We start from the raw sequence: 13,638 nt of genomic DNA on the forward strand, positions 1-13,638 counted from the left end.
CTTCCTGCTGCTCCCCGCACACGCGGGGATGATCCCGTTACTACCGCCGGCCACGTAACTGCTCCGATCTGCTCCCCGCACACGCGGGGATGATCCCTCGTAGGCGTTCAGCTCTCGACCGCTCTTGAGCTGCTCCCCGCACACGCGGGGATGATCCCAAAGTCAAGGTCAAGCGCGTTAGTATCGCCACCTGCTCCCCGCACACGCGGGGATGATCCCTCCATCACACGCGAGGAGCTGGACGCGATCGACTGCTCCCCGCACACGCGGGGATGATCCCGTGCGCAAAAGTACGCTATTCATCTAATCGAACTGCTCCCCGCACACGCGGGGATGATCCCTCCTCCTGCAAGGTCTGGTCGTCCCATCCCGTCTGCTCCCCGCACACGCGGGGATGATCCCGAGCTGATTCCTGCGCTGAACCACGCAATGCGCTGCTCCCCGCACACGCGGGGATGATCCCTCAGCTGCCGTCCTTCATGGGGAAGATAGGTCCTGCTCCCCGCACACGCGGGGATGATCCCGCTTACGCGCCTTAGAACACAGCTCCCACGTCCTGCTCCCCGCACACGCGGGGATGATCCCGTGACGGTCATTCTAGTTGCGTTGTAAAGCTACTGCTCCCCGCACACGCGGGGATGATCCCAAGCACAGCGGCATTGGAGCAGGTGAACACTTCTGCTCCCCGCACACGCGGGGATGATCCCGCGCTCAGCGTACTCCAGAAACTCACCGACAACTGCTCCCCGCACACGCGGGGATGATCCCGACCCCGCCTGGTAGATTGCGCCTACCTGACGCTGCTCCCCGCACACGCGGGGATGATCCATTTTATCGACGGGAATCTGGTCGATGGTGCGGCTGCTCCCCGCACACGCGGGGATGATCCCATGGTGACGGTACCGTTCGAGCGCAAGGTCTACCTGCTCCCCGCACACGCGGGGATGATCCCGGAATCACGTCGATGAGCTTCAGGGACGGGGCCTGCTCCCCGCACACGCGGGGATGATCCCGACCCGTTCGCCGACCCGTACAAGCTGCAACACTGCTCCCCGCACACGCGGGGATGATCCCGAGACAGATGGAGGACGCGCAGGCCGCAGCGACTGCTCCCCGCACACGCGGGGATGATCCCCAAGACTCGCCGTCCTGGGAGAACCCGTATATCTGCTCCCCGCACACGCGGGGATGATCCCGCGCTAATCAGCGTGAGCGAGTTCGACCGATGCTGCTCCCCGCACACGCGGGGATGATCCCGCAGCTGCCGTCCTTCATGGGGAAGATAGGTCCTGCTCCCCGCACACGCGGGGATGATCCCGCATTTGAGCGCCTTGTTTTTTCCGTAGTCAACTGCTCCCCGCACACGCGGGGATGATCCCGACCAAACTTTTTATGCACAGACGGCCCCAGTCTGCTCCCCGCACACGCGGGGATGATCCTGCACCGGAGAACGACTGCGTGGCCTTCGCCGCCTGCTCCCCGCACACGCGGGGATGATCCCTCGACACTGTACGTTAGGCCGCTCTTCGACTGCTGCTCCCCGCACACGCGGGGATGATCCCGAGGAGGTAACCGCGCTCATCTGGTAAGCCACCTGCTCCCCGCACACGCGGGGATGATCCCCCCACGCCCGACCTAATCAATCCCGCCACAATCTGCTCCCCGCACACGCGGGGATGATCCCGCCTACCAGGGTTTCGCGAAACAAAACTACACCTGCTCCCCGCACACGCGGGGATGATCCCGGTGGCTTCATTGGCCTTGCCAGCAGCAATGTCTGCTCCCCGCACACGCGGGGATGATCCCGTGATTGTCTGTATTAAGGGCAACACGTTGACCTGCTCCCCGCACACGCGGGGATGATCCCAAGGAAGCGCAAATTAAGTATTTGCGTGCGCACTGCTCCCCGCACACGCGGGGATGATCCCTCGATGTGCGGAACGCAGATAAGCGTCGTCGACTGCTCCCCGCACACGCGGGGATGATCCTTGTGTGCAATCGTGTGCAACCGTAGGCAATCGCTGCTCCCCGCACACGCGGGGATGATCCCGACAAAGCCAAGACCAAGCAAAGCAGATCGCACTGCTCCCCGCACACGCGGGGATGATCCCTACCGCACTATGCGCAAGATAAAGAGCCGATCCTGCTCCCCGCACACGCGGGGATGATCCCGTCCGGGGCGGCCGCAGGCACGACTACCTCGTCTGCTCCCCGCACACGCGGGGATGATCCCGAGTGCGCGCTCCACCAGTACAGCTCCAACGGCTGCTCCCCGCACACGCGGGGATGATCCTACTGATTGCACGGATACAACGTTGCTCGTAGGCTGCTCCCCGCACGCGCGGGGATGATCCCGTCAGCGCAACCGAGAAGCACGCCCGCGCCAGCTGCTCCCCGCACGCGCGGGGATGATCCCAAATGTTGTTGTTGACCTTCTTCAACGCCGTCCTGCTCCCCGCACACGCGGGGATGATCCCACAGAGGTGTTATTATCTTCCGTGTGAACAATCTGCTCCCCGCACGCGCGGGGATGATTCCCTCAGACAGTATCCAGAGAGAAATGGTCTGAAATGTTCCCCGCACACGCGGGGATGATCCGGATGCGGAGGGCCGCGAGATTCCGCTGGACACCTGTTCCCCATGCGCGGGGATGATCCCAAAGAGGTAGAGTCGACCGGCGACGAAGCCTCCTCCTCCCCGCACGCGTGGGGATGATCCCGTCAACAACACCAACGCAGCGAACGGCAATTCCTGCTCCCCACACACTCGGGGATGATCCTGAACGCAAGGGTGCTCTCGACCTGAAGCGCGACTGCTCCCCGCACACGCGGGGATGATCCCGTCAACAGCACCAACGCGGCGAACGGCAATTCCTGCTCCCCGCACGCGTGGGGATGATCCCAGCCAGAGCGTGTTCGCGGGCTGCACGGGATACTGCTCCCCGCACACGCGGGGATGACCCCGGCAGCCGTCAAAGCCCCGGAACTTCTTCCACCTGTTCTTCACACATGCGGGGATGATCTCGCGTGGCCGGCGGTGAGCTTGTCCCACTTGGCGCTCTCCACGGGGTCGGCGGCAACCGCGGCGGGTTTCTCGAGGGACATCCCTCGCCTCGTATCGGCATAAAAAGCCGCCCCGAAGGCGGCTTGCGCGGCGGTAGGATTTGCACCTACGTCTCCTCAATCAAGGGCGCTCTTCGTACTGCGCTACTTTTCGTGATTCCTATTTCCCCTTACGCTGGCAACCTTATCAAGCTTTGGATCAATGTCGATCTAGCTGGAAATCAAGCCGATGCATACAAGCGGTTTATCGCGGCAGGCTTTGAATCAGCGTCGATCTAACCGGTAATTAAACTGAATATAGGTCCAAAGAGTGCCGGGAACGATACGATGGGTTTAGCGAATGCATAATCGATTCCGTTGACCCGGTCAATGCTCAGCTTGAGCGTAGCGGGAAGCGCTTCTTCTTCGATACGGCCGATGTCGATCAGGAGATTATCCGAGGCAAGCACTGTTAGGATATGTTCGGCTGGGCAGTCCCGAATGAGCTTGTGCATGAGTTCAAGCCCGCATGGATTGACGACGATGGTGTAGAGCTCGAAAAATACAACTACGTCTGCGCGAGCTGGGAGGACCGCGACGGCCGGCCCTATGCTGCCATCGACGGCAACCTTCCGGAGGAGGCTTATGCATGATTACTCTGCGCTGGGCTTCAGGTGTCTCCTGCCACCATCAAACCAATCCTGCAGAGCTGATAAGATGAAATTGCTTGGCGGTTCCGCCCTGGGCTCGGTCTGGGGTTGGAACCGTCTTCTTTACTTATTTGGTTTCGCTGCGCTGCTGCTCTTTAATGAGAGGGTTATTGATGGTTCTGCCTTTTGTTTTGAGCAGCGTCAATCCAGCTGGTAATCATGTCTCTAGTTTTCCTCGAATTGGGCAAGCATTTGCCCGAAGGTGCTGAGCTCGAACGGCTCATAAATGAGTGAGCCGCCATCTTCGGTCCGGTAGACCCCGCAGGGGAGGTAACGCCCGTCGGGGAGGACGTAAAGGTTTTCTTCCTCCTTCAGCCCTGCTGGAAATAGCGGAATCCCGTTTTCGTCTACTTGGAACTCGTCTATATTCGCGATCTTCCTCTCCATGATGCCACCTGGCTTGTTTCTGTTGCCGCCGCGATCTAAAACAAGCAGCTCTCAATCAGATCCTTCCCTCGTAGAGTATCGATCCACTCCCGTGGAATTGCCTCGATACCGTAGGCCGTGCCGGCGAGGGCGCCTGCGACGGCTGCGGTGGTGTCGGCGTCGTCGCCCAGGTTGACGGCGGCAAGCACGCAGTCTTCGTAGCTGCTGGTGTTGACGAAGCACCAGGTGGCTGCCTTAAGCGTGTCGCGCACGAAGCCGCCGGATCTGATTTCGTGCTCGGGTACATCTTTCAGACAGAGTGCCCATTCGGGGAGCGCGCCGCTCAGCACGTCTCTCATCAGCTCAACAAATATGATGCATGACTCGGTCGACGTTCTGTGAGCGTGCGTGATCGCAGAGACCTCACGGATCTCTTCACCTGTCGCATCGGTGAACGCCAGGGGCGCGATGCGCATGAGCGAACCGTTGCCGTTGTCGCGCTCGCCGGAGCCTCCTTTGCCGGTGCGCAGGGCTCGAGCGGTCGTGCCGCCGTAATCGAAAACACCGTCAATCGTATACTCGCCATGGGCAATCCAGCCTACGAACTTGTCGCGCATGTCCGCGGTGTCGATATGCCCGAGCTCCCTAATCGAGTCACAGGTAGCAAGCGTCATAGATGTGTCGTCGCTCCAGGTGCCGGCGGGCTGCCCGTGCGTGCCGTAGCCGATCATGTTCGTGCATTCGAACGTGCCGCGGGGCCTGAACTCGTAGGGAACGCCCAGCGCGTCGCCGACGGCGAGCCCATAGATGCAGTCGCGCAAAGACGGTTTTGGTGTGCCCATTCGTATCTCCCACTTTCCTCTTGAGGGATGCTGCTTAATGGCTAAGGCTGGCTAATGGCGATTATCATAAAGCCTGGCGGGGACAGAAACTGCGACGTCGTCGGAGGCCTTCGCGAAAGGGTCTCGTGGCTACTAGAATGAAATGCTAGGGACAACAGAGGCACAGTAACAGGCTGCTGACCGCCTGCACCTTCAGCCCCAGCAGCCGCTCCCAGGCGCAGGAATTCGTCAACGTGCTCAATATGGTGATGTGACCGGGCGCTTTCGAACACAAAAAACCGGGATGCAAGGAGTCACACCTTGCATCCCGGCTGAGCTAAAACGGCGCTGCTGCATGCCGTTGGAGCTTTAGCGCTTGATCTCGATATCGTCGAGCTTGACGTCCATGGCCTCGGTCTTGGCCTTGGCGATGTCATCGGCAAACTCCAGGGACTTCATCATGGTCTCGACAGCGTCCTTGTGCTCTTCGACGTTGTCGATGCGCACGTAGACGCTGCCACCGTCAACGTCGGTGAAGTACTCGGTCGTCACACCGCCCGAGTGCGTAAAGTAGGCGCTGCGCCAGGTCTTGCCGTTGTACTTAACGGGGTCGCTCTCGGTCCATCCGGAGTTGGCCTTCCATTTGGCCTCGTAGTCGAACAGCTCGTCGGCGTTCTTGTCAGAGTCGAAGACAGGGATGAAGCGATCGCTGGCGTGCTCGCTCTCGGTGAACTTAAACTGGGCCCTATCGGCGGTGTCGCCTGCGACGTCGGTGATCTCGGCGCCCTCGGGGACCTCGACCTTAAACCAAATGAAGTCGGTCCTCATATCCACGGCTGGCTTTTCTGCGCCGCCGCCACCGCCACTGCCGGTAGCGCCGCCGCTGCCACCGCAGCCCACCAGGGCAACTGCGGCAAAGAGGCTTATGCAGAGGGTGAGAATCGCAAAGCCCTTCTTTTTCATGGTCGTGTCCTCCTCGATCTGTAACCGCCCATGGATTACCTGCCTTTACTGTACGCGCGAGCGGCTCGTTCAGGTGGGCCATGTGTCCCATTCTGAGGGCCGGATTTGCGCCGGCAAGTGGCAATATGTCCGGGCGCAAAAGAGGGGAGGGCCGATGCCGTCGGCCCTCCCCTGGCTGGGCGTCCAATCATTTAATGACTGCGCATGCGATGCTGCGTGCGAGCCCCTAATGCTTGATCTCGATGCTCGAAATCTCAACTTCGCGTGCCTCGGCAACTGCCTTCGCCATGTCATCGGGAAACTCGATGGAGTTGAGGAGCGCCTCGGCTTCTTTCTTATGCAGATCGAAGTTCGAGATGAGGACGTAGACGCTTCCCGGCTCAACGTCGGTAAAGAGGAGGGTTGAGACGCCGCTGTTGTCCTCGTACGTTCCGACGAGCCACGTCCTGCCGTTATACTCGACGGACCCGCCATCCTTCCACTGGAACGTATCACCTTTCTTTTCTGCCTGGTCGGCGTGGGATTCCTCTGTCGTCAGTGCTTTTTTCCAAACGGGGATAAAGCGATCGGCCGAACCGTTCTTGTCTTCGGGGAAGGTGAGCTGGACCCTGTCGGCATTCTTGCCAGCGGAGTCGCTTACGCAAAGCCCTCGGGCATCTCGACCTTAAACCAGATAAAGTCGGTCTTCTTGGCGACGGGAGCTTTTTCCTTGCCCTCGCTCTTGGATGCGCTGCTGCCCCCGCCCGATGCGTTCCCGCCGCAGCCGACAAGGGCGAGTGCGGCAAAGAGGGCGATGCAAAGGGAAAGGATCGATAGGGTCTTTTTCTTCATGGTGGCGTCCTCCTTGTCTGTCGGTGACATCACGGCGCCGCGGGTTGTTGGAGCCGTTGGTGTATGTTGCTATTCGCAAGCGTGGCGGATGTCGTTGTGTGTGGTGCGGCGATACCTCCGTTCTTAGTTTTCGGCCGTTGAGTGGCCGTGCCCCAACGGGTTCCTTACTTATAGATATGCCCCAGTTTGTGCTGCCGGGGAGTCTCGAAAGGTGGGCCATGTGCCCCATGTTTGGGGCAGGCGCATGGGGCGGCACGGCTCGGCATCGGCTTTTTCATGTTGCGCAACAGCGCTCTGGGTGGGGGCGTATAGACTTGGCTGTGACAAAAGCTAAACCACGAAAGGTCGAACGATGTTCTGTCAAAAATGCGGACAGCAAGTGCCTGATGGATCGACGTTTTGTACGCACTGTGGGGCCTCGCTGGCGGGTGGCTCCGCGCCGACGCCTACGGGCGCTGGTCCTTCCTCTGCCCCGGGCCTGACCCAGTCGATGCCGCCGGTCGCGCCCGCGCCTCAAAAGCCTAAGAGCAAGGCGCCGGTCATTATCGCGGTGGCGTGTGCCGCCGTGGTACTCCTCGGGGGCGGCACGGTGTTTGCGCTCACGATGCTTAACGGGTCCAAGAGCTCTGACACGCAGATTTCGGTGATCGATACCGGGTCTTCGGACGAGAAAGATTCTTCTGCCAAGAAGAAGGATGACAAGTCCAAGGCCAAGGAGTCTTCGTCGTCGGATGACGAGGCCGTTCCCGAGGACGAATCGGCATACTACGGCTCGGGCGATTCGGACGATTACCTAACCGACGTGTATACGTACACGAACGACATGCATCCTTATAGCATTTCGATTCCCAATCGCTTTGAGATGGAAGATACTCCCAGCGGCAGTGGCGCCAGGTATGAGGATCCGGAGACGGGTTTTGTGATCAACCTGTTTGGCTACGTCAACATTAACGACGAAACTGCACACGAGATGTTCGTCGATGCGGACACCTCGGGCAAGGCCGACCTCTATACCGCAGAGGGCGACAACTGGTACGTGGTCTCGTGGCGCGAGGGCGACACGATCATTTACGAAAAGACGATCGTCACGGATTCGACGATTGCCACGGCGCATCTGGAGTATTCGACTGCAAACCGCGACATGGGGTCGAAGATTATCGACACGCTGCTGCCGACGTTCCAGGTGGACTAGGCGCCCGTGCCTATAGCCGGCAATCGGAAACACTGATAGCCAGAGCTCCTGACAGCCTTTGTCTTATGGGCTAGACTGGCTTGGACAAGATCGATGAATGGGACAACTGCTTCCTGGCGTCGTTGTCCCATTTTTTATTATGCGTGCGGCCCGTGGTGGCCGGCGCGGTGGGCAGAGGTGTTTCGATGAGCCAAGAGATGATGGATAAAACCTGTCGCGGATTTGCCGAGGCACTTGCCGCGCGCGAGCCGGTTCCCGGCGGCGGTAGCGCGAGCGCCTTTGTGGGCGCGCTGGGCGCCTCGCTGTGCGGGATGGTCGCTCGTTATGGGTCGACCAATCCCGCGCTTGCCGATCGAGCGGACGATTTGGCGCACGCGTTTGCCCGGGCGGATGAGTTGGCGCAGGAACTTGTCGAGTTGGTCGCCGAGGACGTTCGTGCCTATGGGCAGGTGTCCGCGGCGTACGGTATTTCGCGCGAGGATCCGGCTCGACCGGCTGCGATTCAGGATGCGCTGCACGTGGCGGCTATGCCACCGTATCGCATTATGGATGCCTGCGGGCGCGCGCTGGCGCTGCTCGAGGACATGGCGGACAAGGGGTCGCGCCAGCTGCTGTCCGACGTGGCTTGTGGCGCCGTGTTCTGCCGCGCCGCCATGCAGGGCGCGAGTCTGACGCTCTTTGCCAACACTACGTCTATGAAAGACCGGGCGCGCGCCGAGGAGCTCGAGGCGGCGTGCGATGAGCTGCTGGATACGTGGCTGCCGCGTGCCGATGCGCTGGCGCGCCGTGCCGCCGACGCAGCCAGGAAGAGGGGATAGTCATGGCAGAGCTGCTGAAAGGTGCTCCCGTTGCCCGTACTTTGACCGAGGAACTCGCTGCTCGCTGCGCAGTCCTGCGCGAACGCGGCGTTGTGCCGACGCTGGCCATCGTTCGTGTGGGCGAGCGCGAGGACGATCTATCGTACGAGCGCGGCGCCCTCAAGCGCTGTGAAAAGGCTGGCATTGAGGCTCGCCGCGTTTTGCTTCCTGCCGATGCTTCGCAGGATGAGCTGCTGGCGGCTATTAAGGACATCAATGCCGATCCCGCCGTTCATGGCTGCCTAGTGTTTCGCCCGCTGCCCGCTGGGCTTGACGAGGATGCGGTTGCCGCGGCACTCGATCCCGCCAAGGATGTCGACTCCATGACGCCGGCCTCGCTACTTACCACGCTTTCGGGACGAGGCGAGGGCTTTGCTCCTTGCACGGCCGAGGCCGTGTTGGCGTTGCTGGACCATTACGGTGTTGAGCTGGATGGGGCCAAGGTTGCGGTCGTCGGTCGGTCTCTGGTGATTGGCCGTCCCGTTGCCGCCATGCTTACGGCTCGCAATGCCACGGTGACGACGTGCCATACGCACACGCGCGACCTTGCTGCCGAGTGTCGTGCGGCTGATGTTGTGGTTGCGGCAGTTGGACGCGCGCGCACGATTGGCGCGGATGCGGTTCGCGAGGGCCAGACGATCATCGATGTGGGCATTAACTGGGACGAGGCCGCCGGCAAGCTGGTCGGCGACGTCGATTTTGATGCTGCGGAGCCGGTCGTTAGCGCCATCACGCCTGTGCCGGGCGGCGTGGGGGCTGTGACCACCGCGATTCTCGCCAAACACGTGATCGAAGCGGCCGAGCGCGCATCGAAATAGGCTTTTGACCACGGGGGCTGCCGAGGCTGTGGTTTCGCCCTTTTTGCACCGAAGCGATACACTGTTGCCGTTTGATTTTTTCGCTCAAGGAGGATGCGCATGCCGTGCACAACGATTTTGGTCGGTAAGAACGCGAGCTACGACGGGTCGACGCTGGTTGCCCGCAACGAGGACTCGCCCAATGGGGTATTTGAGCCCAAGCGCATGCGCGTAGTGCATCCCGACGAGCAGCCGCGTGTCTACACGAGTGTCCTGAGCCACCTGACCGTTGAGCTGCCCGACAACCCCATGCGTTACACAAGCGTCCCCGACGTTGTCCCGGGTCATGGCATTTGGGCCGAGGCCGGCTTCAATGAGCTCAATGTTGGCATGTCCGCAACCGAGACGCTCACCACCAACGAGCGCGTCCGCGGCGCCGATCCGCTCGTGGACTACGTGCCCGCCAAGGGTAACGAGGGCGAGGACGGCTATGCGCCGGCGCAGCCCGGCGGTCTGGGCGAGGAGGATATGGTGACCCTGGTGCTGCCGTATGCCAAGTCCGCCCGCGACGGTGTGCGCATTCTGGGCGACCTGCTCGAGCGCTACGGTACCTACGAGAACAACGGCATCGCCTTTAGCGACGTTGACGAGATCTGGTGGCTCGAGACCATCGGCGGCCACCACTGGATCGCCAAGCGCGTGCCCGACGACGCCTATGTGACCATGCCCAACCAGCTGGGTATCGACAGCTTTGACTTGGACGACGCCGAGGGCGCGCAGGTCGACCACATGTGCTCGGCTGACCTACGCGCCTGGATGGCCGAGTGGCATCTGGACCTGATGCTGGGCGTTAAGGGCGACGGTCCCGCCGCGGTCTTTAACCCGCGCGAGGCCTTTGGCTCGCACAGCGACAGCGACCACGTCTACAACACGCCGCGCGCCTGGTACATGCAGCGCTGCCTCAACCCCAGCGATGTGTGGGACGGTCCCGACGCCGACTACACGCCCGAGAGTGATGACATTCCCTGGAGCCGCGTGCCCGAGCGCAAGGTGACCCTCGAGGACATCAAGTACGTGCTTTCGAGCCACTACCAGGGCACGGAGTACGACTGCTACGGCAGCAAGGGTACGCCCGCCACGCGCGGCGCCTATCGTCCCATCGGCATCAACCGCAACAGCCAGCTCGCCGTGCTGCAGCTGCGCCCCTATGCGCAGCCGGCGTATCGCGCCGTGCAGTGGATGGCGTTTGGCTCCAACTCGTTTAACGCGCTTGTGCCGCTGTACGCCAATGTCGAGACCATGCCCGAGTACTATGCCGACACGCAGGCTCGCGTGACGTCCGAGAATTTCTATTGGGCAAATCGCCTGATTGGCGCCTTGGCCGATGTCCGCTTCCATGAGTGCGGTCGCGCGGTCGAGGATTATCAGGAGAAGGTTGGCGGCATGGGCCACAAGCAGATTCACGACGTCGACGCCGTTGTAGCCGCACTGCCCGAGGCTGAGGTGCCCGCCGAGCTCGCCCGCGCCAACGAGGCCTTTGCCGAGCTTGTGCGCGTGGAGACCGATGCCCTGTTGGGCAAGGTGCTCTACACCACGAGCTGTGCCATGAAGAATTCCTTCGCGATGAACGATAACATTAGGTAAAAGCCACATTGCAGCGAACGAGCGAGGCAAACGCCGTCAAAGGCTTTGCCTCGCTCGATTTCTATCCCGGTGACAAACGATTTTGTGTCGTTTGCTCAATCTTGGGTACAAGTAGGCCAATGAAGTTGTTCACGATTGGAGCCAACCATGGTTATGAAATTCGATCAGCTTGTTAACGGTGCCATCAACGTGGGCTTCGGCGCCGCCGCCGTTGCCGTCGAGGGCGGCAAGAAGGTCCTCGACGACCTCAATGCCAAGGGCGAGCAGGTGCGCAAGGACGCCGGCACCCCCGATATCGCCCGCAGCGTGTCCGACATGTTCGAGCAGGCCGGCGGCACCATCTCCGACCTTACCGAGCGCCTGGGCATGCAGGGCGAGACTGCGGCCCAGCGCGTGCTCGACGAGCTCATCCTCGCCCGCGTGCGCGTCATGACCGCCCCCGAGCGCACGGCATTTTTGGCCCATGTGCGCGACATCGTCGATTCGGTCGAGGACAACGTGACCTCGGTGCCCGTCGAGTCCGTTGAGCCCGACGACGCAGAGGATGCCGAAGAGGCCGAGTAGCAGCGCAGATGGCAGATTCCACCACCGATTACAACAATCAAGATCCCTTGGGTGACGAGGCGGCGGTTGTCGACGAGGTCGAGGCCGCCGTCTCGGGCGCTCGCAAGAAGCCGCGCGCTGTCGATATGGTCCCTGAGGAGCCCGACGCGATGGCGCCGGACGAGGAATACCAGCTCACGCCGGCAGGTCGTCGTGAGCGCATTGGGCAGATCGTTCGCCTGATCAAAAAGTATCGCGTGTGGGACAACCTTACGCCGGTGCGCCTGCGTCGTCTGCTCGAAGAGCTCGGTCCCATGTTCGTTAAGATGGGGCAGATTCTGGCCAACCGCTCCGAGATTTTGCCGCAGCGGTTTTGCGACGAGCTGCGCCGTCTGCGCTCCGACGTAGAGCCGGTGCCGTATGAGGTAGTGCTCCGCTGTTTGGAAGAGGAATACGGCCAGCGCCTGGGGCAGATATTCGACGCGATTGACCCCAACCCGCTCGGTAGCGCGTCGCTCGCGCAGGTGCACCGCGCCCGTCTGGTGACTGGCGAGGACGTGGCCGTTAAGGTACAGCGCCCCGGTGCGCAGCAGGTGATGGCTCAGGATATCGACATCATCCGCTCGGTGGTACGCATCGTTTCCAAGTTCGTCAACACTGATCAGTTTGTGGACCTGCATGGCGTGGTCGAAGAGCTGTGGACCTCGTTTCGCGAGGAGACCAACTTTTTGGCCGAGGCCAAAAACCTCAACGATTTCTATGACTTCCACAAAAGCGTGCATGGCGTCTCGTGTCCCAAATCCTACTTGGACCTTTGCACCGAACACGTCGTGGTCATGGACTACATTGACGGCATCTCCATTGCCGATCCCAAGCTCCTGGTAGCCGAGGGTTATGACTTGGAAAAGATTGGCGCCGCGATCGTCGAGGACTACTCGACGCAGGTGCTCGATGATGGCTTTTTCCATGCCGATCCGCATGCGGGAAACATCATCCTCAAAGACGGCATCGTCTACTTTATCGACCTGGGTATGGTCGGGCGCATGTCGAGTCACGACCGCGGTATCGTTAAGGACATGATTTTCGCCGTGGCCGAAGGCGACGTTCCCAAGCTCAAGGATTCGCTTATGCGCTTTGCCGTGACGCGCGGCGACTCTGCCGAGCTCGACCATTCGGCCTTTTTGTCCGACTTGGACTTTATCGTCGCCGACTTTGCAGGGCTCGATCTTAAGGACCTGGATATCGGCGAGTTTTTGACCTCGCTGTTAAATCTGGCGCGCAAAAACGACGTTGAGCTGCCGAGCGTGGTGACGATGTTCGCCCGTGGCATGGTGACGCTCGAGGGTCTGCTGACCGAGTATATGCCCGACGTCAACATGATCCAGATCATCCAGACGCACATCAAAAACGAGAAGAGCACCTATGCGCGCGTCCGCGAAATGGGGCACGATCTTGCCGCGAGCAGCTATCGCGCGGCAAAAGGCTCGCTCGAGGCGGCCGAGTATCTGGGCTTGGCGTCGCGCATGCTCACGCGCGGCCAGCTTAAGGTGAACACGCAGATCATGAGCAGCGATAAGGCGCTGCGACAGCTGGGTGGAATTATCGACCGCATGTCGATGGCAATTGTGATCGCCGGCCTGTTTATCGGCTCGTCGGTGGTGTACTACGCGCGCATCGAGCCGGTTGTGTTCGGTATCCCGGTCATTGGCTTTATGGGCTACGTGAGCGCGCTGGTGCTGGCGCTGATGCTGGGCCGCGAGATCTGGCGTAACAGTCACGGCGGCAAGCGTTAATGGCCCCTGGGGGACGGAGGAAAACGGATCATTTTGCCTTGCGTCGCGCCGGCGTGGGCTGGTCCGAACAAAACTATGCC

General features: G+C 61.0%; 14 protein-coding genes and 1 CRISPR repeat array (1 of these 15 only partly in view). Of the genes, 9 read left to right on the plus strand and 5 right to left on the minus strand.

Annotated features, from left to right (window positions below; genetic code table 11):
* Positions 1-2,600: direct repeats of the CRISPR family, unit length 29 nt; unit sequence CTGCTCCCCGCACACGCGGGGATGATCCC; it begins 1,274 nt to the left of the window's first position.
* A gap of 737 nt (positions 2,601-3,337) precedes the next feature.
* Positions 3,338-3,556 (minus strand): hypothetical protein, encoded by a 219-nt coding sequence (locus ACTQ0H_RS02315; RefSeq protein ID WP_441537756.1) that lies wholly within the window; start codon positions 3,554-3,556, stop codon positions 3,338-3,340.
* On the opposite strand from ACTQ0H_RS02315, the gene ACTQ0H_RS02320 reads away from it, so the two are divergent.
* Both ACTQ0H_RS02320 and ACTQ0H_RS02325 read left to right on the plus strand, forming a co-directional pair.
* Complete coding sequence (locus ACTQ0H_RS02320; RefSeq protein ID WP_441537757.1) at positions 3,551-3,694, plus strand: hypothetical protein; 144 nt, start codon at positions 3,551-3,553, stop codon at positions 3,692-3,694. The two genes, ACTQ0H_RS02315 and ACTQ0H_RS02320, sit on opposite strands and share 6 nt — an antisense overlap.
* Before the next feature lie 64 nt (positions 3,695-3,758).
* Positions 3,759-3,908, plus strand: a complete 150-nt coding sequence (locus ACTQ0H_RS02325) for a hypothetical protein (protein WP_441547731.1) — start codon at positions 3,759-3,761, stop codon at positions 3,906-3,908.
* 8 nt (positions 3,909-3,916) lie between these two features.
* Here ACTQ0H_RS02325 and ACTQ0H_RS02330 read toward each other — a convergent pair whose 3' ends face one another.
* From ACTQ0H_RS02330 to ACTQ0H_RS02340, 3 genes are all read right to left on the minus strand, one after another.
* Positions 3,917-4,138: a hypothetical protein gene (locus ACTQ0H_RS02330; protein WP_441537758.1), complete on the minus strand. Its 222-nt coding sequence runs from the start codon at positions 4,136-4,138 to the stop codon at positions 3,917-3,919.
* Positions 4,139-4,173: 35 nt separating this feature from the next.
* Complete coding sequence (locus ACTQ0H_RS02335) at positions 4,174-4,959, minus strand: ADP-ribosylglycohydrolase family protein (RefSeq protein WP_441537759.1); 786 nt, start codon at positions 4,957-4,959, stop codon at positions 4,174-4,176.
* 348 nt (positions 4,960-5,307) lie between these two features.
* Positions 5,308-5,901, minus strand: coding sequence for a hypothetical protein (locus ACTQ0H_RS02340; protein WP_441537760.1), 594 nt, complete (start codon positions 5,899-5,901; stop codon positions 5,308-5,310).
* Positions 5,902-6,130: 229 nt separating this feature from the next.
* Here ACTQ0H_RS02340 and ACTQ0H_RS02345 point away from each other — a divergent pair, with 229 nt between their 5' ends.
* Positions 6,131-6,307: a hypothetical protein gene (locus ACTQ0H_RS02345; RefSeq protein ID WP_441537761.1), complete on the plus strand. Its 177-nt coding sequence runs from the start codon at positions 6,131-6,133 to the stop codon at positions 6,305-6,307.
* Positions 6,308-6,537: 230 nt separating this feature from the next.
* Here ACTQ0H_RS02345 and ACTQ0H_RS02350 read toward each other — a convergent pair whose 3' ends face one another.
* The gene (locus ACTQ0H_RS02350; protein WP_441537762.1) at positions 6,538-6,732 is read right to left on the minus strand and encodes a hypothetical protein; all 195 of its coding nucleotides are present in this window, start codon (positions 6,730-6,732) and stop codon (positions 6,538-6,540) included.
* A gap of 352 nt (positions 6,733-7,084) precedes the next feature.
* Between ACTQ0H_RS02350 and ACTQ0H_RS02355 the strand changes: the two genes are divergently transcribed.
* From ACTQ0H_RS02355 to ACTQ0H_RS02380, 6 genes are all read left to right on the plus strand, one after another.
* On the plus strand, positions 7,085-7,924 hold the full coding sequence (locus tag ACTQ0H_RS02355; RefSeq protein ID WP_441537763.1) for a zinc-ribbon domain-containing protein: 840 nt from the start codon (positions 7,085-7,087) through the stop codon (positions 7,922-7,924).
* A gap of 185 nt (positions 7,925-8,109) precedes the next feature.
* The gene (locus tag ACTQ0H_RS02360; RefSeq protein ID WP_441537764.1) at positions 8,110-8,742 is read left to right on the plus strand and encodes a cyclodeaminase/cyclohydrolase family protein; all 633 of its coding nucleotides are present in this window, start codon (positions 8,110-8,112) and stop codon (positions 8,740-8,742) included.
* A 2-nt stretch (positions 8,743-8,744) separates the two neighbouring features.
* Positions 8,745-9,599, plus strand: coding sequence for a bifunctional 5,10-methylenetetrahydrofolate dehydrogenase/5,10-methenyltetrahydrofolate cyclohydrolase (locus ACTQ0H_RS02365; RefSeq protein ID WP_441537765.1), 855 nt, complete (start codon positions 8,745-8,747; stop codon positions 9,597-9,599).
* Between the two features lie 99 nt (positions 9,600-9,698).
* On the plus strand, positions 9,699-11,222 hold the full coding sequence (locus ACTQ0H_RS02370; RefSeq protein WP_441537766.1) for a C69 family dipeptidase: 1,524 nt from the start codon (positions 9,699-9,701) through the stop codon (positions 11,220-11,222).
* A gap of 153 nt (positions 11,223-11,375) precedes the next feature.
* Positions 11,376-11,786, plus strand: a complete 411-nt coding sequence (locus ACTQ0H_RS02375; protein WP_229770640.1) for a hypothetical protein — start codon at positions 11,376-11,378, stop codon at positions 11,784-11,786.
* 8 nt (positions 11,787-11,794) lie between these two features.
* On the plus strand, positions 11,795-13,558 hold the full coding sequence (locus tag ACTQ0H_RS02380) for an ABC1 kinase family protein (RefSeq protein ID WP_441537767.1): 1,764 nt from the start codon (positions 11,795-11,797) through the stop codon (positions 13,556-13,558).
* Positions 13,559-13,638 lie beyond the last annotated feature (80 nt).

Origin of the sequence: Collinsella sp. LCP21S3_A3 (assembly GCF_052118905.1) — a bacterium.
Taxonomy (GTDB): Bacteria; Actinomycetota; Coriobacteriia; order Coriobacteriales; family Coriobacteriaceae; genus Collinsella.